This window comes from Alcaligenes sp. WGS1538, from assembly GCF_043187505.1.
Taxonomy (GTDB): Bacteria; Pseudomonadota; Gammaproteobacteria; order Burkholderiales; family Burkholderiaceae_B; genus Alcaligenes.
In genome coordinates, this window is the sequence record NZ_CP171109.1 from 303,747 (window position 1) to 327,891 (window position 24,145).

General features: G+C 65.5%; 20 protein-coding genes and 1 pseudogene. 14 read left to right on the forward strand and 7 right to left on the reverse strand.

The window, feature by feature from the left end; genetic code table 11:
• Positions 1-274: 274 nt before the first annotated feature.
• Both ACF3ND_RS01360 and ACF3ND_RS01365 read right to left on the reverse strand, forming a co-directional pair.
• Positions 275-499, reverse strand: a complete 225-nt coding sequence (locus tag ACF3ND_RS01360) for a helix-turn-helix domain-containing protein (protein ID WP_394063527.1) — start codon at positions 497-499, stop codon at positions 275-277.
• Between the two features lie 23 nt (positions 500-522).
• A complete protein-coding gene (locus ACF3ND_RS01365; protein WP_394063529.1) occupies positions 523-1,119 on the reverse strand; it encodes a hypothetical protein in 597 nt (198 codons plus the stop codon).
• A gap of 220 nt (positions 1,120-1,339) precedes the next feature.
• Between ACF3ND_RS01365 and ACF3ND_RS01370 the strand changes: the two genes are divergently transcribed.
• Both ACF3ND_RS01370 and ACF3ND_RS01375 read left to right on the forward strand, forming a co-directional pair.
• Positions 1,340-4,546 (forward strand): helicase-related protein, encoded by a 3,207-nt coding sequence (locus ACF3ND_RS01370; RefSeq protein ID WP_394063531.1) that lies wholly within the window; start codon positions 1,340-1,342, stop codon positions 4,544-4,546.
• Positions 4,547-4,700: 154 nt separating this feature from the next.
• Positions 4,701-5,888: a multidrug effflux MFS transporter gene (locus tag ACF3ND_RS01375; RefSeq protein ID WP_394063532.1), complete on the forward strand. Its 1,188-nt coding sequence runs from the start codon at positions 4,701-4,703 to the stop codon at positions 5,886-5,888.
• A gap of 15 nt (positions 5,889-5,903) precedes the next feature.
• Here ACF3ND_RS01375 and ACF3ND_RS01380 read toward each other — a convergent pair.
• Positions 5,904-6,404: pseudogene (locus ACF3ND_RS01380) on the reverse strand (DMT family transporter).
• A gap of 278 nt (positions 6,405-6,682) precedes the next feature.
• On the opposite strand from ACF3ND_RS01380, the gene ACF3ND_RS01385 reads away from it, so the two are divergent.
• On the forward strand, positions 6,683-7,675 hold the full coding sequence (locus ACF3ND_RS01385; protein WP_394063534.1) for a FecR family protein: 993 nt from the start codon (positions 6,683-6,685) through the stop codon (positions 7,673-7,675).
• Positions 7,676-7,856: 181 nt separating this feature from the next.
• On the opposite strand, the gene ACF3ND_RS01390 is transcribed toward ACF3ND_RS01385, so the two are convergent.
• The 3 genes from ACF3ND_RS01390 to ACF3ND_RS01400 all read right to left on the reverse strand — a co-directional run bounded on the left by ACF3ND_RS01390 (position 7,857) and on the right by ACF3ND_RS01400 (position 10,810).
• A complete protein-coding gene (locus ACF3ND_RS01390) occupies positions 7,857-9,419 on the reverse strand; it encodes a transporter associated domain-containing protein (protein WP_394063536.1) in 1,563 nt (520 codons plus the stop codon).
• Between the two features lie 73 nt (positions 9,420-9,492).
• A complete protein-coding gene (locus ACF3ND_RS01395) occupies positions 9,493-9,840 on the reverse strand; it encodes a hypothetical protein (RefSeq protein WP_394063538.1) in 348 nt (115 codons plus the stop codon).
• A gap of 106 nt (positions 9,841-9,946) precedes the next feature.
• Entirely contained in the window at positions 9,947-10,810 is an 864-nt protein-coding gene (locus ACF3ND_RS01400) for a pirin family protein (protein ID WP_394063540.1), read from the reverse strand.
• A gap of 193 nt (positions 10,811-11,003) precedes the next feature.
• Between ACF3ND_RS01400 and ACF3ND_RS01405 the strand changes: the two genes are divergently transcribed.
• The 5 genes from ACF3ND_RS01405 (at position 11,004) to ACF3ND_RS01425 (ending at position 16,423) form a co-directional block, all read left to right on the forward strand.
• Entirely contained in the window at positions 11,004-11,750 is a 747-nt protein-coding gene (locus ACF3ND_RS01405; RefSeq protein WP_394063542.1) for a sterol desaturase family protein, read from the forward strand.
• On the forward strand, positions 11,747-12,661 hold the full coding sequence (locus tag ACF3ND_RS01410) for a fatty acid desaturase (protein ID WP_394063544.1): 915 nt from the start codon (positions 11,747-11,749) through the stop codon (positions 12,659-12,661). The genes ACF3ND_RS01405 and ACF3ND_RS01410 overlap by 4 nt, the downstream gene beginning before the upstream one ends.
• 14 nt (positions 12,662-12,675) lie before the next feature.
• Positions 12,676-14,586: an iron-containing redox enzyme family protein gene (locus tag ACF3ND_RS01415; protein ID WP_394063546.1), complete on the forward strand. Its 1,911-nt coding sequence runs from the start codon at positions 12,676-12,678 to the stop codon at positions 14,584-14,586.
• Between the two features lie 3 nt (positions 14,587-14,589).
• Positions 14,590-15,522, forward strand: coding sequence for a DUF6999 family protein (locus ACF3ND_RS01420; RefSeq protein WP_394063548.1), 933 nt, complete (start codon positions 14,590-14,592; stop codon positions 15,520-15,522).
• Positions 15,523-15,631: 109 nt separating this feature from the next.
• Positions 15,632-16,423 (forward strand): shikimate dehydrogenase family protein, encoded by a 792-nt coding sequence (locus ACF3ND_RS01425; protein ID WP_394063550.1) that lies wholly within the window; start codon positions 15,632-15,634, stop codon positions 16,421-16,423.
• A 36-nt stretch (positions 16,424-16,459) separates the two neighbouring features.
• On the opposite strand, the gene ACF3ND_RS01430 is transcribed toward ACF3ND_RS01425, so the two are convergent.
• Positions 16,460-17,407 carry a LysR family transcriptional regulator gene (locus ACF3ND_RS01430; RefSeq protein ID WP_394065757.1) on the reverse strand — a complete coding sequence of 316 codons (948 nt, stop codon included), beginning with the start codon at positions 17,405-17,407 and terminating at the stop codon, positions 16,460-16,462.
• A 248-nt stretch (positions 17,408-17,655) separates the two neighbouring features.
• Between ACF3ND_RS01430 and ACF3ND_RS01435 the strand changes: the two genes are divergently transcribed.
• The 6 genes from ACF3ND_RS01435 (at position 17,656) to ACF3ND_RS01460 (ending at position 24,140) form a co-directional block, all read left to right on the forward strand.
• Positions 17,656-18,600 carry an amidohydrolase family protein gene (locus tag ACF3ND_RS01435; RefSeq protein WP_394063552.1) on the forward strand — a complete coding sequence of 315 codons (945 nt, stop codon included), beginning with the start codon at positions 17,656-17,658 and terminating at the stop codon, positions 18,598-18,600.
• A 13-nt stretch (positions 18,601-18,613) separates the two neighbouring features.
• On the forward strand, positions 18,614-19,519 hold the full coding sequence (locus ACF3ND_RS01440; RefSeq protein WP_394063554.1) for an amidohydrolase family protein: 906 nt from the start codon (positions 18,614-18,616) through the stop codon (positions 19,517-19,519).
• 69 nt (positions 19,520-19,588) lie between these two features.
• Positions 19,589-20,968 (forward strand): UbiD family decarboxylase, encoded by a 1,380-nt coding sequence (locus tag ACF3ND_RS01445; protein ID WP_394063556.1) that lies wholly within the window; start codon positions 19,589-19,591, stop codon positions 20,966-20,968.
• Positions 20,969-20,978: 10 nt separating this feature from the next.
• Complete coding sequence (locus ACF3ND_RS01450) at positions 20,979-21,572, forward strand: UbiX family flavin prenyltransferase (RefSeq protein ID WP_394063558.1); 594 nt, start codon at positions 20,979-20,981, stop codon at positions 21,570-21,572.
• A gap of 46 nt (positions 21,573-21,618) precedes the next feature.
• The gene (locus ACF3ND_RS01455) at positions 21,619-22,674 is read left to right on the forward strand and encodes a CobW family GTP-binding protein (protein ID WP_394063560.1); all 1,056 of its coding nucleotides are present in this window, start codon (positions 21,619-21,621) and stop codon (positions 22,672-22,674) included.
• A gap of 95 nt (positions 22,675-22,769) precedes the next feature.
• Complete coding sequence (locus ACF3ND_RS01460) at positions 22,770-24,140, forward strand: nucleobase:cation symporter-2 family protein (protein WP_394063562.1); 1,371 nt, start codon at positions 22,770-22,772, stop codon at positions 24,138-24,140.
• Positions 24,141-24,145: the final 5 nt, after the last annotated feature.

A 24,145-nucleotide genomic window follows, 5' to 3' on the forward strand; every position in this document is an offset into this window, starting at 1 on the left:
TGCAAATCAATCGAATTGGAATTAATTATTACACCAGACGAGCGAAATGCGCTGAAAGGAAGACGCTTGTTACTTATTTATTTATATTTAAATAAAAGTGTTGGCTGCCGACATTTTCGTTCATCCACTTTTTAGACATTATTTTCGGTTAATGCGTAACCAACAGAGCGTAAAAGTTCCAAGCCTGCTTTACAGGGGAGCAGACTGAGGTTTGTCGTATCTTTGCTTTAATCGTCAAGTTTGTGCTGCGCGCAGCTTGCAACTTGTGGTCTGTTCAAGCATCGGAGGATTCGCCAGCGTGCGGCTGATACTCCAACAGATCTCCCGGCTGGCAGTGCAGCGCCCGGCAAAGCTTCTCCAAGGTCTCGAAGCGTATGCCTTTGACCTTGCCGGACTTGAGCAGGGACAGGTTCTGTTCGGTGATGCCGATTTCCTGGGCCAGCTGGCGGGCCTTCATCTTGCGCAGGGCAAGCACGACGTCCAGGCGGATGATGATCATGGCGTTAGGGCCTGTTCAGGAGCTTAGACAAAGCTGTTGTTCTCTTCGACAACCCGGGCGGCCTCCACCATGGCCCAGGACAGCACCCACAGGAACACGCCCAGGCCCAGCAGCATCATGTCGCTCAGGTTCAGGATGAAGGAATAGATCTGGCGCTCGGGCGGATTGTTGATGGTCAGGGTGATAGCCGTCAGAGTCTTGGACAAGGGGAAGGCGATGCCGAACCCGGTGATCAGGGCGGCGATGCTGCGCAGCCGCATGGCGTTGAGCAAGGTCAGCACCTGGCCGCGGGTAAAGCTGTTGAGCATGTGCCGGGCATGGTTCATGCTGCGGATCAGCAGCAGGGCGGGCACCAGGGTGATGACGAAGCCCACCAGCCGGTGCAGCGGCGTGATGTGGAGCCAGTCGACCTGTTCGGGCGTGATCTCCAGGAACATGATCAGCGAGGGCATGAAATCCTCGTCCGGGATCCATAGTCCGACGGCCCCCAAGAACAGCAGGGTGCTGACGACCAGCAGGAACCAGCGCGCCCAGGACGCGATGCGGGTGATGGCCTGCAGGGATTTGCCGGTCAGCTGGGCGCCGGGCAGGAAGTCATCGGGGGGAAAGATGGCGGGCATGGAAACTCCGTGAGGACATCGTGAATGCCAACCGGCGTATTGTAGACAAAACTTATTGCTGGGCGACAAGTTTTTAATGAAAGAGCTGATCCGCCCGGCTGCGCGGCCTGAGTTCTTCACTGCGGTTGCGCGCCGGGGTTCCGTATAATGGGCGAGGCCGAAGGCCTGGCCGTTTCCAGGCCTTTTCTGTTTCCCGCACCGTGTTTTCAGGTCCTGCCCTATGGCCGCGCATCGCGCTTGTTCTCATTCCGACTCCCCAGCCGAGCAGACGGGTCTGCTGTTGCATGCGCAATGGCTGGATTATCCGCGCCTGGAAGGCGTCGCCCGCCAGGCGGTCAAGAAAGCCCGCTTCGAGGACTGCCAGGCGATCCGCCGCCTGTGGCTCAAGGCCTGGCGGCTGCCGCAGGACGCGGCGTTCTTCAATCAGATCATCGCTGCCGAGCTGGCCTTGCCGGATGCCGATGAGCGCCTGCGCGCCCAAGGCGTGCCCGAGGTGGTCGTGCAATGCCTGCGCCTGCTGTTCCAGATGAGCGAAGCCGACCTGGATCCGGCGTCCTTCGCCGCCTTGCGCGGGGCCTTGATCGAACGGCGCGCCGAACTGGCCGGCGCGATCGCCTCCCAGTCCCTGCCGCTGAGCGACGCCTGGCCCGAGGCCGAGCGGGGCGAGCGCCTGGAGGCCCTGGTGGGCGCCTGGCAGGCCCTGCCCCTGGCCCAGGCTTATCTATGGCGCCTGCAGGCCGAGCGCAGGGATGAGGACTTGCGCCGCCAGCGCTGGGAGCAGGCCAGGCAGGAACGCGAGCAGGCGCGCCGCCAGGAGCAGGAACAGAAACAGAGCAAGCTGGCCCAGGCCCGGGAGCGGCTGGAGGGCTGGCTGCGGGAGCAGGGAGCGGGGCCGAATTTCATTCCGGTGCAGGCCTTCGAAGGCCTGCAGTCCGGCGAGCCGGCGCACTGGTTCATGACCGTGCACGGCCGCAATGCCAGCGCCGGCGTGCTGGCCCAGGTGTTCGACCTGCCCCAGGACCAGAAGGACATCCTGCTGCAGGCGCAGGCCCAGCGCGAAGAGCGCCTGCGCGAACAGCGCCAGCAGCGCTGGGCCTGGGAGCAGGAATGCGTGGGCCCCGAGGAGGTCATGGCCATGCTGGGCATCACGCGCCAGGAGTACGAGCATTGGCTGGCCGACCGGCGCCTGCCCAGCGTCAAGCTGGAGCTGCGCGGAGCGGCCAAGGGTGGACGCGCCCGCGTGGCGCATCATCCCGACCTGCTGGCCGCCATCGACCAGGCGCAGATCGAGCAATGGCGCCGGGAGGCGCTGGCGCGCATGAACGCGCGCGACCGCGCCCAGTACGAGCGCGCGGCCGACCGGGCGCGCACGCAATGGCGGCAGCAGCAGGTGCTGGCCCAGATCGATGCCCAGGAACAATGCCATCACGAAGCGGACCCCGAGGACCCGCAGCGCCTGTGGTGGCGCAAGGACCTGTGGCTGCCGGTCGCGGTGCCGGTGGCGGGCGAACTGCAGCATTGGCGGGCCAATGTGCGCATGCAGACGGCTCTGCCCCTGCCGCGCACGGGCGCCGAGCTGGACCGCCTGCCCGCGCGCGTCGCGGTGTTGTTCACCCAGGCCGCGCAGAACCGGCTGGCGCAGCGCCTGGCCGACGCCCTGGACGCGTTTCTGCAGGCCCAGCGCCCCCTGATCGACGGCCAGTCCTTCCTGGAACTGGCGCGGGCCCTGCGCCAGGCCCTGGAGGAAGGGATCGAACAGCAGGACATCGAGGCCGGGGATTTCGAAAAACGCCTGGCGGGCGGACCGGTGCGGCGCATCCTGGAGACCGTGGAGCGCCAGCGCGCCCAGGACCTGCTGCGCCTGGGCGACTTCCCGCAGATGTTCAGCCTGGCGCGCGGCATACGGCGGCACCTGGTCTTCCGCCTGGGGCCTACCAATTCGGGCAAGACCCACGAGGCGCTGGAGGCCTTGATGGAAGCCCGCTCGGGCGTGTACCTGGCGCCATTGCGGCTGCTGGCCATGGAGGTGCGGGACCGGCTGATGAATGCAGGCATTCCCTGCAACCTGGTGACGGGCGAAGAGCGCGTGATGGTGCCCGGAGCCCGGCACACGGCCTGCACCGTGGAAATGATGGACCCGACCATGGAAGTGCGCGTCGCCGTCCTGGACGAGATCCAGATGCTGCAGGACGAGCAGCGCGGCTGGGCCTGGACGGCGGCGCTGGTGGGCATGCCGGCGCGCACCCTGTTCGTCTGCGGCGACCCGTCCGTGCTGCGGCCGTGCGAGCGCCTGGTGCGCGCCATGGAGGAAAGCATGGAGCTGGCCTTCACCGAACGCAAGACGCCGCTGGAAGTCATGGCGCATCCCGTGGAGCCGCCGCGCGCCACACGCGGCGGCGAGCGCGGCCGCCAATCGCCGCCCTGGCGCGGCCGTAAGGACCGCCAGCGCGACGCCCAGGGCGTGGCCAAGGGAGACGCCGTCGTCGCCTTCACGCGCAAGGATGTGCTGACGCTCAGCGCCCGCTATCGCGCCCAGGGTCTGAAGGTGGCCACCATCTACGGCGCCCTGGCGCCGGAGGTGCGGCGCACCGAATCGGAACGCTTCTCGCAGGGGCATGCCGACGTGCTGGTGGCGACCGACGCCATCGGCATGGGCCTGAACCTGCCCATACGGCGCGTGCTGTTCTCCACCGTGCACAAGTTCGACGGCCGCTCCATGCGCGCGCTCAACGCCACCGAAGTGCGCCAGATCGCCGGCCGGGCCGGCCGCTACGGGCTCTATCCCAAAGGCTACGCAGGCGCCATGGACGCGCATGACCTGCAGCACGTGCGCGCGCAGCTGCAGGCCGACGTCCCGCCCGTGGACCTGCGCCTGCCCATCGCGCCCGGCCCGGACCATGTGCAGGCGCTGGCCGAGCTGCTGGACAACCAGAACATCGGCGCGGTGCTGCAGTATTTCGCCCAGAAAGTGGCCTCGGACAGTCCCCTGTTCCAGACGGCGGGCTTGAAGGACGCCATCGAGCTGGGCTTTTGCGTGGACCGCCTGGCGCCCCGGCTGGACCTGCGCGAGAAGTTCACCTTTGCCTGCGCGCCCGTGTCGGTGGACAAGGACGCGGAGCTGGACTACTTCAAGCGCTGCCTGGCCGCCTATGTCGCGCAACGGCCCCTGGCCCTGCCGCCGGCGCCGTCCTGGCTGAAATCGGCCAGCCCGTCGCGCCTGGAAGACGCCGAACTGCTCAGCAAGCAGATCAGCCTGTACGCCTGGTTCAGCATGAAGTTCCCGCAGGTGTTCGACCAAGGGGCCTGGCTGCCGGAGCTGCGCGCCGAAGTCAGCCGCTTCATCGAGCGCAGCCTGCTGCACCAGAGCGGCTTCGGCCAGACCAGCCGTGAAGCCTTCGGCACGCCGGCAGTGCAGCGGCGATCCTGATTCGGCCTACAGCGGGGCCCTCCAGGCAGGAATGAACACCGCAGAGTTACTGTGAGCCGTTCAAGAAGCCTGAGGGACAGCCGGCAGTAAATCCCCTGCGATGCGACATATCCGAGTACGATGCCGTATTCCATTCGTCTACATATATTCGCGTATGAATTACCGCAACCTGACGCTGGTGCTGGCGGCGCTGGCCATGCTGGGACCGTTCGCCACGGACGCCTACCTGCCCGCTTTCCATCGCATCGGCGCCGAGTTCGAGGTGGACCCGTCCCTGGTGCAGCAGACCTTGAGCGTCTACCTCTTCGGCTTTGCCTTCATGAGCCTGTTCTGGGGCACCTTGTCCGACAGCTTCGGGCGGCGACCCGTCATCCTGGCCTCGCTGATCCTGTTCGGCATCGGCTCCATCGGGTCGGCGCTGGCGCCGTCCTTCGGCTGGCTGCTGTTCTTTCGCATGCTGCAGGGCTGCTCGGCCGGCGCGGGGCGGGTGGTCGGCCAGGCCCTGGCGCGCGACTGCGTGCAGGGCGCCGCCGCCCAGCGCCTGTTCGCCCACATCACCATGGTGTTCAGCCTGGCGCCGGCCATCGCGCCGGTGGTGGGCGGCTACCTGAGCAGCCATACCGGCTGGCGGGCCATCTTCTGGATGCTGACGCTGGTGACCGTCGGCTTGATCGCGCTGTGCCTGCGCCAGCTGCCCGAAACCCTGCCGCCGGCATCGCGCCAGCCCATGAAGCTGCTGCCGGTCCTGGGCAATTATTGCCGGGCCGTGCGCAACGGGCGCTTCCTGCTGGCCATCCTGGCCGTGGCCTTCGCCTTCGGCGGCTTCGCGCTGTATATCGCCTCGGCCGCCGGCTTCGTGATCGGCATTCTCGGCCTGCCCGAAACCGCCTTTGCCTGGCTGTTCCTGCCATTCATCGGCGGCATGCTGGGCGGCTCCATGATCAATGCGCGCTTTGCCGAACGCATTGCTCCGGCGCGCATGATACGCCTGGGCCTGAGCATCCTGTTCCTGGGCGCGGGGCTGAACACGGTGTACAACCTGTTCTTCCAGGCCGCCGTGCCCTGGGCGGTGCTGCCCATCTTCATCTACGCCTTCGGCATGTCCATGGCCCTGCCTGGCATGACGGTGGTGACCCTGGGCACCTTTCCCACCATGCGCGGGCTGGCCTCGTCGCTGCAGAGCGCGGTGCAGATGCTGATCTTCGCGACGGTATCGGGCGTGATCGCGCCCCTGCTGTTCGACAGCGCGCTGCTGCTGGCCCTGGGCATGCTGGCCAGCGCGACGCTGTCGGCCTCGCTGTGGTGGTGCAGCCAGCGCGGCGCGGCGGCGCAGAGCGCCTGAGGCCTGGAGCAGGTCTTAAGACGCGGAGGAATCGGCGCTGGACGCCTGGGCCGGCGTGGACGGAGTGAACCACTGCACCAGTCCCATGCCGGCCAGGATCAGGAGTACGCCCAGGATGCGTCCCGCATGCACGGGACGGGGCGTCAGCCCCATCAGGCCGTAATGGTCGATCAGCATGGAGCTGAGCATCTGGCCGGCCACCACGCAGACGATGAAGCTGGCCGCGCCCATGCGCGGCGTCAGGATCAGGGCGGCGCTGATGTAGATCACCCCGCCCACCCCGCCCGTTCACACCCACCAGGGGGCATGGGCCAATTGGGCGGTCAGCGGCGCGGGCGCGCGCATCAGCCACAGGGTGGGCACGACCAGGGCGGCGCTGACGGCCAGCGACACCAGGGTGGCCCAGAGCGGATGCCCCAGTATCTTGCCCAGGACCGCATTGCTGGCGGCCTGGAAGGGAACGGCCGAGCCGGCCAGCAGGGCGATGAGCATGCTGAACAGGGATGAGCCGGGCATGAAGCAATCTCCAGAGTTGAAACAGGCCTTATCTTGCCGTATTCGCGTGCCGGATTGGGGCCACCGCGCCTGATGGGCATTATTTGCCCGCGTTTTCCCGCTCCAGCTTGTCGGAAACGCGTACGGCTTGACGATACCGGGTCGCGTTCCGGACAATTTAGCTCAGCCCGTCACCTTGGCGGTGGCGCCGCGTCCCGGTGCCGGCTCGGATTGCCGTCAGGTCGGCGCTCCCATGCCCTGAGCCGTCTTTGTTTCACCCCTGTCTGATTGATTTTTTGATGAACCCAGCCACCCCACCCGCCCCGAATCTGGACGACGACGCCCTGCAGCTGGAGGCGCAGGCCTGGGTGATCCGTTTGAAGACCTCTTCCCTGACCGAGCGGCAGGCGCGCGAGTTCCGCCGCTGGTGCGGCCGCAGCCAGGCGCACGCCACGGCCTTCGCGCAGGCGCGCGAAGTCTGGGAGGCCCTGCCGCAGACCCGTGAGCAATGGACGCAGGACTTCCAGATGCGCCAGGGGCGCCGCCACAGCCCGGCGCGGCGCGCCTTCCTGGGCGGCGTCGCGGCCTGCGGCGCGCTGTACCTGGTCGCCCGTCCGCCCATGCAGTTGTGGCCCAGCCTGGCCGACCTGCGCGCCGACTACCGCACCGGCGCGGGCGAGCAGCGCCGCGTGGAAGTGGCCGAGCACGTCTGGCTGGACATGAACACCCGCACCCGCCTGAACCTGCGCGACGATCCGCACCTGGGCCGTGCCGTGGAACTGCTGGACGGGGAGATCGAGGTGCGCCAGGCCGGGATGTCGGCGGCGGCCTTCACCGTGTTCGCGGGGACGGGCGCCATCCAGGCCTTCAACGGCCGCACCAATATCCGCTACCTGGACAGCGAGGTCTGCGTGACCTGCCTGTCGGGCGGCGCCCTGGTGGATTATTCCGGCCAGCGCCAGACGCTGGAGGCCGGGCAGCAGGTGGTGTACGGTCGTCGGCCGCTGAGCCAGCCGCAGGCCGTGCCGCAGCCGCAGGCGCCGTCCTGGCGCCAGGGCCGCCTGGTGTTCGACAATGTGCCGCTGTCGGACGTGGTGCGCGAGCTGAACCGCTACTGGGCGGGCCGCCTGATCCTGACCGATGACTCGCTGGGCGGCAGCCGCGTCACCGCGCAGTTCACGCTGGACCGCCTGGACGAGGCGCCCGAACGGATACGCAACGCCTGCGGGGTGGAGCTGACGCGCCTGCCGGGCGGCATCGTCCTGTTGGGGCGCAAATCGGCTGATCGATAGCAGAGCTGGTCTTTGTGAAGACGCCGTTCAAGCAATGGGCACCTTATCGACCAGCCGATGGGGGTGTTTGCCGATAAAGAACGTCGTGACGCATCGTGGCCTTGGGGTACTGCGCGAGGAGCCATATAAAAAAGCCACCCCCCGCAGGAGTGGCTTTTGTCGTTGAGCCGGGCCGGCCTTCTTATTCGGCCGGAGCCTCGGCATCCTGCAGGCGGCTGACGCGCACGGTGGCGATGCGGCGCTGGCTGACTTCGGTGATCTCGAAGCGCAGGCCGTCGGCCTCCACCACGGCGCCCACCTCGGGCAGGGAGTCCAGGCGCTCCAGCAGGAAGCCGGCCACGGAACTGAAGCTGCTGTCCTTCAGGAACAGCTCCTCGGCGTCCACGGCCTGGGCCAGCAGCAGCAAGTCCGTGCCGCCGTCCACCTGCCACAGATTGGGGCCGATCTGCTGGATGGCGGGCTGCTCGTCCTCGTCCGGGAACTCGCCGGCGATGGCCTCCAGGATGTCGATGGGCGTGAGCAGCCCCTCGATGGCGCCGTACTCGTCCGTGACCAGCACGAACTGGCCGTTGGACTGTTTCAGGATGGCAATGGCGCTGAGCACATCGGTGTGCTCATGCACGATGATGGGCTCGCGCAAGTCCGGCCATTGGCTGATCTGCGGGTAATCATCCAGGTCGGCCAGCAGATCCTTGGCGCGCGCCACGCCCACCACCTGGTCCAGCTGGCCCTGGCACACGGGCAGGAAGCTGTGCGGCGTGGAGCGCAACAGCTGGCGCAGGGTGTCGAGGTCGTCCTCGGTGTCCAGCCAGGTGATCTCCTGGCGCGGCGTCATCAGCGAACGGATGGGGCGCTCGGCCAGGCTCAGCACGCCGCTGACCATGTTGCGCTCCTCGGTGCGGAAAGCTTGTTCCTCCTGTTCGGCGGCATGCTCGTCCTGGCCCTCGTCCTTGCCGGCCTCGCTCTTGCGGTTGCTGAGCATGCGCAGCACGGCCTCGGCGGTGCGGTCGCGCAAGGGGCGGCGCGATTGCGAGCGCAGGGCGCTGCGGCGCGCGATCTGGTTGAAGAATTCGATCAGGATGGAGAAGCCGATGGCGGCGTACAGATAGCCCTTGGGTATCTTGAAGCCCAGGCCCTCGGCCGTCAGGGTCAGGCCTATCATGAGCAGGAAGCTCAGGCACAGCACCACCACGGTGGGGTGATTGTTCACGAAACTGGTGAGCGGCTTGGACGCCCAGATCATCAGGGCGATGGAGATGATGACGGCCGCCATCATGACGGGCAGTTGTTCCACCATGCCCACGGCGGTGATGACCGCGTCCAGCGAGAACACGGCGTCCAGCACCACGATCTGCGCGACCACCACGCCGAAGCTGGCGTAGGCCTTGTTGGCGCTGGTGTGGTGGCTGCCTCCTTCCAGGCGTTCGTGCAGCTCGCTGGTGGCCTTGAAGAGCAGGAACAGGCCGCCCAGCAGCAGGATCAGGTCGCGGCCCGAAAAGCTCAGCGGGCCCAGGGAAAACAGCGGGGTGGTCAGAGTCACCAGCCAGGAGACGACGCTGAGCAGGCCAAGGCGCATGATGAGCGCCAGAGACAGGCCGATCAGGCGGGCGCGATCGCGCTGCTCGGGCGGCAGCTTGTCGGCCAGGATGGCGATGAAGATGAGGTTGTCGATGCCGAGAACGATCTCAAGCACCACGAGGGTCAGTAAACCGACCCAGATGCTGGGGTCGAGTAGCCATTCCATAAGGGGGTCCTGTTAGACAGAAAAAGAAAAGACTGCGGGGATTTCGTGCAAGGCGCGCGGGCGCGCGCAAAGGTCAGGCGCGCGGCGGCCGGCGCTCGGGGGCGAACTCGCAGGAAATGGCAGGCAGGAAAAGGCGGGTGAATTCGGGCGGCCACAGCAGCAGCCAGGAGGGCTGCGCAAGGCTGGGCAGCGGGGTGTCGGCATGGTCCACATAGTCCTGCATGGTGGTCTCGGCCATGAGGGCGGAGAGATTCTGCAGGGACGTCACCCAGCGGGCGCCCAGGCGATCGGCGGGCGAGGCCTGGCTGACTTCGTGGCGAGCCATGGCGGACAGGCCGTCCTGGACGGTGGCCTGGTAGTGGGCGCTGTAGGCCTGGAAGGGGAGAATGAGCAGTAAGACGACGACGAACCAGCGTCTCATATTGTCGGGAGCAAGTCAGGGGAGCCCCAGTATATCGTATGCCCGGCCCGCGCATGCAAGCGGGCGCGCGGCAAAGAGAAGGCGCGGCCCCGAAGGGCCGCTCGCCTTACTGCATCTGGCCGAAGCGGCCGGCGTTGAAGTCATTGATGGCTTCGACGATCTCCTGCTGGCTGTTCATGACGAAGGGACCGTAGCCCACCACGGGCTCGTCGATCGGCTCGCCGCTGAGCAGCAGCAATTGCGCATCGCCGTTGGCCTCCAGGCGCACTTCCGTACCCTTCTGATCCAGCAATACCATTTGGGCTTCGCGTGCGATGGTCTGCTCGTTGACCTGCACCGTGCCGCCCAGCACCACCACGCCCGTGTTCCAGCCTTCGGGCAGGGTGAAGCGGGCCTGGCAGCCGGCCTTCAGCCGCACGTCCCACACGTGCATGGGCGTGTGCGTGTCGGCCGGGCCCTTGCGGCCCTGGTAGTCGCCGGCGATCACGCGCACCTGGCCGGCATCGCCTTCCAGGGGCACGGCGGGAATGTCGGCGTCCAGGATGGCCTGGTAGCGGGGCGGCGTCATCTTGGCGCTGGCGGGCAGGTTCACCCACAGCTGCACCATGTGCAGGGTGCCGCCGTCGCGCGCGAAGGCATCGGAGTGGTACTCCTCGTGCAGGATGCCGGCGCCGGCCGTCATCCATTGCACGTCGCCCTTGCCGATGGTGCCGCCCTGGCCGGTCGAATCGCGGTGCGAGACCTCGCCGTCGTAGACGATGGTCACGGTCTCGAAGCCGCGATGCGGGTGCTGGCCCACGCCGCGCCGGTGCGAGCCGGCGGGAAACTGCGCGGGACCGGCGTAGTCCAGCAGCAGGAAGGGGCTGTGCTGCGCGGCATCGTCGTGATAGCTGAACAGGGAGCGGACGGGAAAGCCGTCTCCGACCCAGTGGGGGCGGGGTGCGTTGAGGACGCTCATTACGTTTTTCATTGTTGTGTTCCTGTCGAAAAAAAGTTTATATATCAAAGGGTAGTCCTGATTCCCGCGCTTGATTAGCCCCCGCTGGCGCAAAACTGTATTGCTCCTTTGCACTTTGCCGCATACAGCAATTTGTAACCAATATTGCAGGCGATTTACCCGCGCTCAGGCTACGATGGGCGCAATTTGATACACAGAGAATGGAATGGGGCAGGCTTTTCAGGCCTTGAACGTCTGGCAGGTGATGGGCGTGGGGCTGTTGTTCTTCGGCGGGATTTACCTGCTGTTCGCACTGGGCACCCTGGCCCTGACGCGCTGGCTGCTGCCGGCCCTGGGCTGGGGGCGTCCGCTGGACACGCGCCCCTTGCGCCCCGGCCAGCTGCGCCGGGAACTGAAGCAGTCCGGCACCGCCATCCTGATCTTCGGCACCGGCATGGCCTTTCCCTGGGGGCTTTTGCAGCTGGGCTGGGCGCATCTGACGCCCGACGCCGGCGCGGGCCGCATCGCCCTGGAGATCCTGGCGCTGGTGATCTGGAACGAGGTGCATTTCTGGATCAATCACCGCCTGCTGCACACGGCCTGGCTGCGGCGCTTCCACGGTCCGCATCACTCTTCGGTGGTGGTGACGCCGTTCTCCACCTACAGCTTCCATCCCATCGAATCGCTGATGCTGGGCAACGTGATCCTGCTGCCCATGGTGGTGCACGACTTCAGCTTCTGGTCCCTGCTGTCGGTGCCGCTGTTCAGCCTGTTTTTCAACAGCATCGGCCATTCCAACTACGACTTCTTCCCGCGCGTCTCGGGCGGCCATTGGCTGGCGGCCAGCCGCCGGCACCAGACGCACCATGCCCGCTACAACGGCAACTACGGTTTCCAGTTCACCTTCATGGACCGCCTGTTCGGCACGCGCCTGACGGAGCGTCCCGCGCCGGCGGAGGAGCCGCGGGCATGACGGCCGGCTGGCGGCTGCGCAACGGCCGCGACTGGCAGAGCGTGGCCTATCTGCTGGCCTATCCGACGCTGGCTGCCGCTTTGTGGCGGGGCGGGTTCTCGTGGGTGCTGTACGGCCTGCTGCTGTTCCTGACGCTGGGCGTGGGCGTCATCAATCACAACCACCATCACCTGCGCATGTGGCATGGCCGCCTGCCCAACCGGCTGACGGACTTCTGGCTGACCCTGCTGCAGGGCCATCCCGCCTGCGTGTTCTGGCCGGCGCATGGCCGCAACCACCATCGCTACAAGCATGGCGAGCGCGACGTGGCCCGCACCTACCGTTTCCGGCGCGGCGACACCAACGATACCCTGGGCTGGCTCATCCATCCTTTCGAAGCGGTACCGGCGCTGTACCCCTTGATCTTTGGCTGGCTGGGCGGCCTGCGCCGCCGCCGGCCGGGCGTGTGGCGCTATTGCATGGCGCAGTACGGCCTGTGGCTGGGCAGCTGGGGCCTGGCCCTGGCGCTGGATCCGGTCAAGGGGTTCCTGTACGTGATCCTGCCGCAGTTGCACGGCCTGCACTGGCTGCTGAGCACCAATTACCTGCAGCACGCCCATGCGGACGGCCGGCCGCAGGGGCGCCGCGGCCCGCAATTGGCCTATGCCCGCAATTTCGAAGGCATGGTCAACCCTTTGCTGTTCAATATCGGCCTGCACGTGGCGCATCACGAGCATTCGCGCGCCCATTGGTCGGAGCTGACGCGCCTGCACGAGACCGAGTACCGCGACCGCACGTCCGCCGCCTTGAACGAGGGCGGCCTGCTGCCCTACATGCTGCGGGTCTTCGTGCTGGGGCTGTTCGTGCCGGCCTGCCGCAGTCAACCTTTCATGCCCGCCGGCGAGCCAGAGCGCCGGCGCGATCCCGTCTAGTCAGGAGTATTCCCATGCCCGTGGCCTTCGAGCAGGTCGTCATCCATCAGGCGCAGTTCTTCATGCCGGGCGAACCCGTGGACAATGAGTCCATGGATCGCTTCATCGCGCCCTTGAACCGCCTGTCCGGGCGCATCAAGCAGCGCATCCTGGCGGAGAACGGGATACGCCAGCGTTACTACGCCATCGGCGAGGACGGCGCCACCCGCTGGAGCCATACCGTCATGGCCGCCAATGCGGTGCGCGCCTGCCTGCAGGAGGCGGGGCTGGCGCTGGGCGAAGTCGGCCTGCTGGCCAGCGGCTCCTCCGGCGGCGACCTGCTGATGCCCGGACTGGCCAATGCCGTGCAGGGCGAGCTGGGCGCGCCGCCCCTGGAAGTGCATTCGGTGCACGGCATCTGCGCGGCCGGCGTGACGGCGCTGCAGGCCGCGGCCCAGGGCATCGAACTGGGCGCGCACCGGCACGGCGTGGCGGTGGCCAGCGAGATGCCTTCGCGCCTGTTCCGCCGCTCGCGTTTTGCGTCGCAGGACTACCAGGCGGACTTCGATTCCCATTTCCTGCGCTGGATGCTGTCCGATGGCGCCGGCGCCGCCCTGCTGAGCCATCAGGACGAAGTCCTGCCCACGGCGCAGCCGGGCCTGCGCCTGCGGCTGCGCTGGATACACCAGAAGTCCTTCTCGGGCGACTATCCCGTCTGCATGCAGCTGGGAGCAGGGCGCGAATCCTCCCGCAGCCACCTGGACTACGACTCCTGGGCACAGGCAGAGCAGGCCGGCGCCCTGGCGCTGCGCCAGGACATACGTCTGCTGCCGCACTTGTTCGACATCGGCATCCACGAATATGTGAAGCTGGTGCGCGACGGCTGGGTGGACCCGGCCCGCATCAGCCATTTCCTGTGCCATTACTCTTCCGAAAAATTCATGCCCGTGGTCGCCGATCTGCTGGAGCAGGCCGGCCTGGCCATCCCGGCCGAGCGCTGGTACAGCAATCTGCGCTGGCGCGGCAACACGGGCGCCGCCTCCATCCTGATCATGCTCGCCGAGTTCCTGCGCGACCGGATCCTGAAGCCCGGCGAGCAGATTCTGTGCTACATCCCCGAATCGGGCCGCTTCATGACGGCCTACATGCTGCTGGAGGCGGAGGCCTGCGACGCGCCGGCCCCGGCCTTGTCCCGTCCCGCGGTCCAGGCGCGGGCGGCGACGCCCGAGGCCCAGGTGGACATCGCTCCGCCGCATGATCCGGACGATGCGCCGGAGGGACTGCGCGAGCTGCTGACGCGCCTGGCGCCCATCTGGCACGACTACCGCTCGCGCGTCTGGCGCACGCCTTTGCTGCGCAGCCTGCATGACGGCACCATCGGCATGGAGGATTACCGCAAGTGGATGGCCGACTGGATTCCCCAGGTGCGCGAGGGCGCCAAGTGGATGCGCGAGGCCTGCGATTCCCTGTCTCCCGCCTATGCGCCCCTGGCCGAGCTGATCCGCCTGCACGCAGGCGAAGAGCAGGACGACTTCCGGATCCTGTTCGAGGACTATCGCCAGGCCGGCGGCGACAGGACGGACATCGCGCAACTGGCGCGCAACCCCGGCGGCGAGGCCCTGAACGCCTATCTGCACGCCCTGGCCGCCAGCCGCGACCCGATCGGCCTGCTGGGCGCCATATACATCATCGAAGGCACGGGCCAGCGCATCGTGCCGGCCCTGCTGCCGCTGCTCAAGTCCTCGCTGGACCTGGATCCGTCCATGTACCGCTTCCTGCACTATCACGGCCAGAACGACGAGCATCACCTGGCACGCTGGCTGATGGCCGTGGAGCTGGCCCTGGATTGCGACGATACCGGCCGCGCCGAGCAGGTCATCGTCGAGACGGCGCGCCGCACGGCCGCCCTGTACCTGATGCAGTTCCAATACGTGAAAGAGTCGTGAGCCATGGACCGACGCCCCGAATTCCTGAGCAAGCCCCACGATCCCCAGGACCCCAGCCCCTGGCTGGCCCTGTACCTGGACCGCAGCACGCCGCTGCCCGACGATGTGAAGCAGGCCTGGCTGGCCGACTCCAGCTCGTCCTCGCGCCAGTACCTGCTGCCCTTTCTGCGGCCGCTGGCGCGGCTGATGATCATTTTGATCCAGGTGGTCAAGACCTTCCTGCCGCGCAACTGGTCGCATTCGGGCTTTCTGCACCGCATCCTGGTGTGGGGCCTGAAACGTTTCGTCTCGCCCGAGGCGAACTGGCTGATCCTGCGACATTTCCACCTGGGCTCCCAGGTGCTGGCCTTCATCGCGGCCAATTCGCCCGCGCCGGTCTCGACCTCGCCGCTGACGCCCATGAACCTGGACGAGCTGCGCGACCATGCCTTCGTCAAGCATGACCTGAACCTGTTCAATTTCGTGATCCGCCTGAATGAGACCTTGCGGGCGCAGGGCAAGGAGATAGGGCCGCCCGCCAGGGTGGACTTCTCCATGATCCGGCCCGTGCCGCTGGCGCTGGCCGACATGCCGCAGGGTCGGCTGAACAAGATGGACCTGCAAAGCGCCATCGAGCTGTTCACGCCGCTGTACCAGCTGCTGCTGACCGACAACGACTTCTGGCGCGCCGCCAATTCCTTGCAACTGGACGAGACGATAGGCATCTATGCCGCCCGCATCCTGCAGGCGCCCGAGCACCTGATCCTGGTGAACAACGGCCACCCCCTGGTGCCCATGTCCACGCTGCGGGCCGGCTACCGCCTGGTGCTGCACGGCCTGTCCACGGAAATGCTGCACAGCCTGCTGAGCCGCATGAAGCAGGACCAGGAGCGGGCGGAACAAGGCGGGTGCGCGGCTGTGCAGGAGGCCGGTTCTTCGCCGCAGTCCCAGGCCTGAATCCGCCTGCGCGGGGCCTGGAATGGCCCCGCAACTTGTTTTTGACTTGTCTGACATGTGGCGTGGTACAGTCGTTTTCTATCTTGTTTTCGTTTAGTTTTACAAGCCGATGACGACAATTACCGGTTCCACCCGCCTTTTCGGCATCATTGCCGATCCCGTCTCCCAGGTCCGCACGCCCGAAGTCCTGAACGCCTATTTCGCCGAACACGGCATCGACGCCGTCATGGTGCCCATGCATGTGGGATCCGAGGGCCTGCCCGCCGTCATGCAGGCTTTTCGCCAGATGAAGAACCTGGGCGGCATCATCGTCACGGTGCCCCACAAGACCGACGTGGCCGCGCTGTGCGACAAGCTGGGGCCGGCCGGCGAGGCGATTGGCTCCATCAACACCATACGCCGTCTGCCCGACGGCACGCTGGAAGGGGATATGTTCGACGGCGCGGGCTTTGTCAGCGGCTTGATCGCGCAGGGCAACGATCCGCGCGGACGCCGCGTCCTGCTGCTGGGCGCGGGCGGCGCGGCCGGCGCCATCGCCTTTGCCCTGGCGCAGGCCGGCGTGGCCCATCTGGCCGTGGCCAACCGCACGGCCTCCAAGGCCCAGGACGTGCTGGACCGCGTGCGGCCTTGCTTCCCGGACGTGGACTTTGCCCTGGGAACGGCCGACGCCGCCGGCTACGACATCATCGTCAATGCGACTTCCCTGGGCATGAAAGAGGGCGACGCCCTGCCGCTGGAGGCCGCCACCCTGCAGCCGGGGCAACTGGTGGCCGAGATCATCATGAAGCCCGAGATGACGGCCCTGCTGCACGCCGCCCACGCCGCCGGCTGCCGCATCCACCTTGGCAAGCACATGCTCGATGAGCAAGTGCGGCATATGGTGGCGTATTTCGGGTATTGAGCGTCCGGGGCCTGCCCGACTGGGCGGGCAGCCGTGTCAGGGCGTGCGCCGGGCCCGCTTCACGGATGTCTTGCGCCCGGCTGCAGGCTTTTGCTCGAGCCTGGCGTTCCCTACTTTTTCGCGCAGCACGTCCAGAAACAGCCGCAGCGCGGCGGAATCGTCCTTGTCGCGATAAATGGCATAGAGCGGCACCTTGGGTATGGCCGGCTGGATCGGCTTGAAGACGACGCTGGGAGGCGCGATCTGCTGCATGCTGGCCGGCAGCAGCGCGACCCCCAGGTTGGCTCCCACCAGGCTAAGCTGGGTCTGCACCTCGACCACCTGCTGGTGGATGATGGGCGTGAAGCCGGCCTGGACGCAGCACTGGTACAGAAAATTGGCAAAGCGGGATTGCCCCAGCCCGAAGATGACGAAGGGCTCGTCGCGCAGGTCCTGCAGGCTCACGGACTCGTGCTGCGCCAGACGATGTCCCTGGGGCAGGGCGGCATACAAGGCCTCATACATGATCAGCTCATTGTGCAGCCCTTCCTGTACCGGAGGCATGCGAAACAGGCAGACATCGATGCGGCGCTCCAGCAGCCCCTCGATCTGCCGATTGGGCGTCAATTCGTGCAGTTGCCAGTGCACTTGCGGGTAGCGTTCACGGAAAACCCGCAAGGTCTCGGGCACCACGCCAACCATGGACGAACTGATGACGCCGATTTCCAGAAAGCCCATGTGGCCGCGGGCGGTCTGACGCGTCATTTCAATGGCTTTCTCGAGCTGCAGAAACACCAGCGCCGCCTGGTCTTTCAGCGTCGCCCCCGCCGCGGTGAGCTCGACCTTGTGGTGCGTGCGACGAAACAGGGCCGTGCCAAGCCGCTCTTCCAGCAGGCGTATCTGCAGGCTTAAAGGGGGCTGCGAGATATTGAGCCTGGCGGCGGCGCGACCGAAGTGCAGTTCTTCGGCCAGGACCGAAAAATAACGCAGTGCGCGGACGTCGATCTGCCTCAGTGCGTCTTTGGTCATATAAAAAAAGTATCAAAGTGAAGAATAAATAATATTTTACGTACCGTTGACCGAATGGGATAGTGGCTTCAGCTCAAAACAACGGTAGGTGGCTGCAGGATACTCCCAGGCATTTCATCAATTTGGCCGGGAGAAGACAGGGCGCCCCGTTGCCGGCGGTTTGGAAGCTGGCGCAGCGTTGCTTCAGCGCTGTGAACGAATCCGTGCAACAGGAGACCACGCACATGATTATCGACACCAGTTGCTATCCGACCAATCTGGTCGACCTGGCCTGGCAGCACGACGGCGAGCCTTTCACGGGCGAGCGCATGCTGCAGATGATGGACGGCCCCTACATGATCAACGGCAAGCCGCGCCGCATCGACAAGGCGTTCATCCAGCCGCCTCAGGGCAATACCATCTATACCTGGACCGATGGCGAACTCGATGGCCGCGAATCCATCGATCACTACATGGCCTACACCCTGGAGATGGTGCGGAAATATCCCGACCGTTTCCTGGGCTGCTTCGTCTACAACCCGCGCTGCGGCGTGGAGAACGGCGTGCAGGCCATAGAGCGCTATGTGAAGGAACATGGCTTCAAGATGGTCCAGTTCCAGGCCAACATGCACGCCTATCGTCCCGACCGCGCCAAAGACTGGATACGGCCCGCCCTGAAAAAGTGCGAGGAGCTGGGCGTGCTGGTCAAACTGCACACGGGCGACGGCCCGTACTCCATCCCGACCGAATGGGTGCCCATGATCAAGGAGTTCCCCAAGATCAACTTCATCATGGCGCACTTCGGCGTGCAGACCGGCGGCGTCTATTGTTTCGAGCCGTTCCAGTGGGCCATGGAGTATCCCAACGTTTTCTGCGAGAGCAGTTGGTGTCTGCAGTCGCGCATCGTGGAGTTCTCCAAGGAGCTGCCCACGCACAAGATCCTGTATGGCTCGGATTCGCCGCCCAATGAACCGGGCATGTGGCTGCGCCTGCTGGAGGTGCTGTGCCACGAGCCGCCTCAGGGCTTGAACCTGGATGAAGACACGCTGGAGGATTACCTGGGCAACAACCTGGCCCGCATGATCGGCATCGAGCCGACCCCCGCCCCGCGCACGGTCGAAGAGGCCGAGGCGGCCCTGGCCGGATACGGCATCAAGAACAAACACTACCTGGCCACCCCCATCGCCTGAAGGAGCGAGACAGATGATTATCGACACCCACCTGCATCCCACGAACCTGGTCGACGAGGCTTGGCGCCATACGGGTGAGCCCTTCACCGGCGAGCGCATGCTCAAGCTGATGGACGGACCCTACATGATCAACGGCAAGCCGCGCCGCATCGACATGGGCTTCATCCAGCCTCCGCCCGGCAATACCGGCTATCGCGACGGCAACCGCCGCGGCCGCGAAGGCATACGCGACTACATGAAATACGTGGCTGAACTGACCCAGAAGTATCCGGACCGCTTCATCGGCAACTTCACCTTCAATCCACGCTGGGGTCCCGAGAACGGCGCCGCCGAGCTTGAGTTCCACGTGAAGGAATACGGCTTCAAGATGATGAAGCTGCACACCAACATGCACGGCTACCGGCCCGACCGCGCCTTGGAATGGCTGCGTCCGGCCCTGAAGAAATGCGCGGAGCTGGGCGTGGTGGTGCTGATCCACACCGGCGATGGCCCCTATTCCATCCCGACGCAGTTTTATCCCATCATCCGCGAATTCCCCATGGTGAACTTCATCATCGGGCACTTCGGCATCCAGACGGGGGGCAATTACTCGTTCGAGGCGTTCTGGATGGCCATGGACACGCCCAATGTGTATTGCGAATCGGGCTGGTGCTTCCAGTCGCGCATCGTGGAGTTCGCCAAGCAGTTGCCCAGGAACAAGATCGTCTTCGGCACGGACTCGCCGCCCAATGAGCCGGGGATGTGGCTGCGGGAGTTGGAAGTGCTGTGCACCCCCGAGCCCCAGGGCATGAACCTGAGCGAAGACGGGCTGGAAGACTACCTGGGCAACAATATCGCCCGCCTGATCGGCCTGGAGCCCACCAAGCCGCCAAAAGATCTGGCCGAGGCCGAGAAGCGCCTGAAGGCCACCTACGTCTGATGACGGACGGCTTGCGGCGTGCGAGCGCCGCCGCTCCTGATCCGCAAGCCGCTTTCCCGGGAGATGTCCATGTCTTATTCCCCGTTTTCCGAAAGTCAGGACTTCCATGTCTTTGCGCAGCAGTACCAGAGCGCCTACCCCGACGACGTCCTGCGGGTGAGCCAGGCGCTTGACGATGGGCAGGATGTGACGGCCCTGGTTCAGGAGCTGGAGGCGCGCGGGCGCCGGCCCATGCTGTGGTGCGATGCCGTCGCGGGCAGTCGCGCGCCCCTGGTGACCAATGTCTTTGCGTGCCGGGAGCGGATCGCACGCTTGTTCGGCACGGACGTCGGCTCGCTGCACGAGCACTACCAGAGGCGCGCCAATGCGCCCGTTGCACCCCAGGTGCTAAGCCAGGGGCCGGTCACCGAGCATGTGCTCGAGGACATGGACGTGGACCTGGAGCGCATGCCGATGATCCGCCACTTCGACAGCGATCGCGGTCCCTACATCACGAACGCCATCATTGTCGCCACGGATCCCGTGACGGGCGTCAGCAATATGAGTTACCACCGTTCGATGCGGCATGCGCGGGCCGCGCTGGCGACCAGTCTGCATTCCAGGGGGCATCTCTGGCGCATGTACCAGCAGTGCCGCGAAGCAGGGCGGCCGCTGCCCGTCGCCATGGTGGTGGGCGCGCACCCCTTGTTCATGCTGGCCGCCTCGGCCAGGCTGCCTTTCGGCGTGGACGAGCGGGCGGTGGCGGGGGGCCTGTTCGGGGCGCCCTTGCAGTTGATCCAGACCCCCCGCTACGGGATCGGCGTTCCCGCAGCGGCCGAATTCGTGCTGGAGGGGCGCCTGGACCCCGAAGCCCATGCCCAGGAAGGGCCGTTCGGGGAGTTTTCCGGCTATTCGTCCGACCGTTCGACCAACACGGTGTTTCACGTCGACAGCATGTTGTCGCGCACGGATCCGTGGCTGGTGGACGTGGTGGGCGGGGCGACCGCCGAACACCTGAATCTGGCCCGCCTGCCGCGCGAGGCCGAGATGTTCGAAAAGCTGAAGGCGCGTTTTCCCAGCGTGACGCGCCTGCACTACCCGACTTCGGGCACGCATTTCCACTGCTATGTGTCCCTCAGGGCGAGCAGGCCCGGAGAGGCCCGCCAGGTGCTGCTGGGCTTGATGGGCTGGGATCCCTACCTGAAGACGGTGATCGCGGTGGACGACGATGTGGACGTGACGCGCGATTCAGACGTGCTGTGGGCGCTGGCCACCCATTTCCAGCCCCATCGCGACCTGTTCATGGTGGACGGCCTGCCGGGGAGTCCCCTGGATCCGTCCTCGACGGCGGACGGCACGACCTCCAGATTGGCCCTGGATGCGACGCGCGGAGAGCATTTCCACGGCGTGCGCGCCCGCGTCGCTGCGGCCAGCGTCGCAAGGGCGGCCGCCTTGCTCGATGGAATCTGAGGGCGCCGCCATGAATGCATTGTTCCGAAACACACTCGAGCCGCGGCGGATCGTCGTGGGCATCACCGGGGCGTCGGGCTTCGTGTACGGCATCCGCCTGCTGGAGCTGCTGCGGGAACTGGGCGTGGAAACCCACGTGATCGCCAGCCGGTCTGCTTTGCTGACCATGGCCTACGAGACCGACTTCAAGCTGGCCGACCTGGAAAGCCGGGCGGACTTTCTCTACAAGCCCGATGATGTGGCGGCCAGCATCTCCAGCGGCTCGTTCCGCACCTTGGGCATGATCGTCGCGCCATGCTCCATGAAGACCCTGGGGGAAATCGCGGGCGGCGTGTCCAGCGGCCTGGTGGGCCGGGCCGCCGACGTGGTGCTCAAGGAGCGCCGCAGGCTGGTCCTTCTGGCGCGCGAAACCCCACTGAATCAGGTGCATCTGCACAACATGCTGACGGTCACGCAGATGGGGGCGGTCATCGCTCCGCCCGTGCCGGCTTTCTATGCGCGCCCCGACAGCCTGGCCAGCATGGTGGATCACACGCTTGGCCGCGTGCTTGATTTGTTCGATCTGGAGTCGGCGACCGTCAAGCGCTGGCTCAAGACCCCCTGATACGCCCTGTATCCGGTTTTACGTCAAAAAAGCAAGGAGACACATCATGTTCGACGCTCGGCAAGCGCACCGCATTCCGGTCACGGTCCTGACCGGTTTCCTGGGGTCGGGAAAGACGACCCTGCTCAATTACATCCTCAAGGAGAATCATGGCCTGAAGATCGCCGTCATCGAGAATGAATTCGGTGAGATCGGCATAGACGGAGACCTGGTCATCGGCAGTACGGAGGAGATCTTCGAGATGACCAACGGCTGCGTGTGCTGCGTGGCCGAGGCGCGCGACGATCTGCTGCGTGTCGTGCGCCAATTGCTGGAGCGCCCTCAGCGCCTGGACATGATCATCATCGAGACCAGCGGCCTGGCCGATCCCTATCCCGTGGCCCAGACTTTTTTCCTGGACGATCCCATCCGCGCGCAGACGTATCTGGACGGAGTGGTCACCCTGGTGGACGCCAAGCATATCGGCCTGCACCTGGATGAGGTCAAGGACGACGGCATCGACAATCAGGCCGTGGACCAGATAGTGTGCGCGGATCGGGTCGTGCTCAACAAGGCCGATCTCGTGGATGAAGCCGAACTGGCGCAGGTGCGCGAGCGGATCCGCAAGCTGAATGAAACGGCCGACGTGGTGACGTCCCATTATGCGCGTGTTGATCTGAAGAAGATTCTTGGCCTGGGCGCATTCGACCGCAATCGCCAATACGTGCTGGAGGGCGCGCTGCATGATTCCTCCCATGATCATGGCGAGCATCACGACCATGGCCATGACTGGAGCGAGCCGCATGAGCACCGCCATGATCCGGGCGTGAGCTCGGTCGGCATCGAGATGGACGGACACATTGATCCGGTCGCCATGCGCCGCTGGATCGCGGAGATGCAGCAATCGGAAGGCGAGGACCTGTTCCGCATGAAAGGCATTTTCTCCATCAAGGACGACGATTTCTGCTATGTGCTGCACGGTGTGCACAAAGAGATCGAGTTCCGCCCCAATCACCCCTGGAATGACGGTGATCAACGCCGCAACAAAATCGTGTTCATCGGCCGGAATCTGGATCGCGCCGCACTGAATGACCGGCTGGCCCAGTGTCTGGTCGGGCACTGAATCCGCGCGGCTCCGGCCGCGTCCCGATCCTTATCTGCTAGTTGGTAACACCGCTTTGTTGTACGCATCGAAAAAACGAAATAACGGAGACAACGATGACGAACGAAGTACATCCGGTGGATCAAGTATTACCACTGAAGCAAATGTTCACTCTTGGACTGCAGCACATGGCTGTGTCCTATGTCGGGTCCGTCGCGGTACCCCTGATCATCGCGGGGGCCCTGGGCCTGTCGACCGAGGAAACCATCATTCTCATCAGCACCACCTTGTTCTGTTCGGGAGTGGCGACGCTCCTGCAGACCGTCGGCTTCTGGAAGTTCGGCGTGCGCCTGCCCATCCTGAACGGAGTGGCCTTCAGCAGCGTGACGCCCATCATCGTCATCGGTTCGATGCCGGGCGTAGGCATCCCCGGCATTTCCGGCGCCGTCATGGCCGGGGGCGTATTCATCATGCTGATGGCTCCTTTCCTGGGACGCCTGCGCCGGCTGTTCCCGCCCGTGGTCACCGGCTGCATCGTGACGGTGATCGGCGTGCAGCTGCTGCCCGTCGCCTACCAGTGGGTGGGCGGGGGGCGCGGCCATCCGGAGTACGGCTCGCCGCTGTTCCTGCTGATCGCGGTGTCCGTCATCGGCATCATCCTGGTGCTGAATCGCTACGGATCCCCCTTGCTGCGCAACCTGGCCGTGCTGATCGGCATGGCTTTGGGCGCCATCGTGGCCTTCATGCTGGGCGCCGGCGATTTTCACGGCGTGGACGAGGCGCCCTGGCTTACCGTGCCCCTGCCCATGCATTTCGGTGTGCCGACTTTCGCCTTGATCCCCTTTCTCACCATCGCCATCGTCATGATCGTCCAGATGGTCGAGTCCATGGGCCTGTTCCTGGCCATCGGCGATCTGGTCGGTAAGAAGGTGTCGCGCGAGGACGTGACCAATGGCTTGCGGGCCAATGGGCTGGCCAGCTCCATTGCCGGCATGTTCGCCGCCTTTCCTTTCATCGCCCATATGGAGAATGTGGGCCTGGTGATCCTGAGCGGCGTGCGCAGCCGCTGGGTCGTGGCCATGAGCGGCGTGCTCATGTGCGCCGTGGCCCTGATTCCCAAGGCCGGCGCCGTGCTGGCCGCCACGCCCGCGCCTGCCTTGGGGGGCGCGGCCATCGCCATGTTCGGCGTGGTCACGGCGGCGGGCATCCAGTCCCTGGCCAAAGTGGACTACACCCATAACCGCTACAACATTCTCATCGTGGCCTTCACCCTGGCCATCTCGCTGGTGCCGGTCCTGGCTCCTGCGCTGTTCAAGCAACTGCCCGAGTGGTCCCAGCCCTTCCTGCACAGCAGCGTGGTGGTTGCCTGCCTCGCCTCGGTCCTGCTGAATCTGCTCCTGAACGGCTGCGGCAAGCAGGAGGAACACGAGGCCCAGGGGCACTTCGAGGCGCCTTCAGAACTATCGTCCCGGTCCAGCCTGACCTGACCGGC

Coding starts and splice junctions, on each gene's coding strand:
- ACF3ND_RS01410 (WP_394063544.1), top strand. CDS start 11,747: ATGACGGCCGGCTGGCGGCTGCGCAACGGCCGCGACTGGCAGAGCGTG.
- ACF3ND_RS01445 (WP_394063556.1), top strand. CDS start 19,589: ATGTCTTATTCCCCGTTTTCCGAAAGTCAGGACTTCCATGTCTTTGCG.
- ACF3ND_RS01405 (WP_394063542.1), top strand. CDS start 11,004: ATGGGGCAGGCTTTTCAGGCCTTGAACGTCTGGCAGGTGATGGGCGTG.
- ACF3ND_RS01435 (WP_394063552.1), top strand. CDS start 17,656: ATGATTATCGACACCAGTTGCTATCCGACCAATCTGGTCGACCTGGCC.
- ACF3ND_RS01390 (WP_394063536.1), bottom strand. CDS start 9,419: ATGGAATGGCTACTCGACCCCAGCATCTGGGTCGGTTTACTGACCCTC.
- ACF3ND_RS01400 (WP_394063540.1), bottom strand. CDS start 10,810: ATGAAAAACGTAATGAGCGTCCTCAACGCACCCCGCCCCCACTGGGTC.
- ACF3ND_RS01450 (WP_394063558.1), top strand. CDS start 20,979: ATGAATGCATTGTTCCGAAACACACTCGAGCCGCGGCGGATCGTCGTG.
- ACF3ND_RS01460 (WP_394063562.1), top strand. CDS start 22,770: ATGACGAACGAAGTACATCCGGTGGATCAAGTATTACCACTGAAGCAA.
- ACF3ND_RS01415 (WP_394063546.1), top strand. CDS start 12,676: ATGCCCGTGGCCTTCGAGCAGGTCGTCATCCATCAGGCGCAGTTCTTC.
- ACF3ND_RS01385 (WP_394063534.1), top strand. CDS start 6,683: ATGAACCCAGCCACCCCACCCGCCCCGAATCTGGACGACGACGCCCTG.
- ACF3ND_RS01395 (WP_394063538.1), bottom strand. CDS start 9,840: ATGAGACGCTGGTTCGTCGTCGTCTTACTGCTCATTCTCCCCTTCCAG.
- ACF3ND_RS01455 (WP_394063560.1), top strand. CDS start 21,619: ATGTTCGACGCTCGGCAAGCGCACCGCATTCCGGTCACGGTCCTGACC.
- ACF3ND_RS01440 (WP_394063554.1), top strand. CDS start 18,614: ATGATTATCGACACCCACCTGCATCCCACGAACCTGGTCGACGAGGCT.
- ACF3ND_RS01360 (WP_394063527.1), bottom strand. CDS start 499: ATGATCATCATCCGCCTGGACGTCGTGCTTGCCCTGCGCAAGATGAAG.
- ACF3ND_RS01375 (WP_394063532.1), top strand. CDS start 4,701: ATGAATTACCGCAACCTGACGCTGGTGCTGGCGGCGCTGGCCATGCTG.
- ACF3ND_RS01425 (WP_394063550.1), top strand. CDS start 15,632: ATGACGACAATTACCGGTTCCACCCGCCTTTTCGGCATCATTGCCGAT.
- ACF3ND_RS01420 (WP_394063548.1), top strand. CDS start 14,590: ATGGACCGACGCCCCGAATTCCTGAGCAAGCCCCACGATCCCCAGGAC.
- ACF3ND_RS01370 (WP_394063531.1), top strand. CDS start 1,340: ATGGCCGCGCATCGCGCTTGTTCTCATTCCGACTCCCCAGCCGAGCAG.
- ACF3ND_RS01365 (WP_394063529.1), bottom strand. CDS start 1,119: ATGCCCGCCATCTTTCCCCCCGATGACTTCCTGCCCGGCGCCCAGCTG.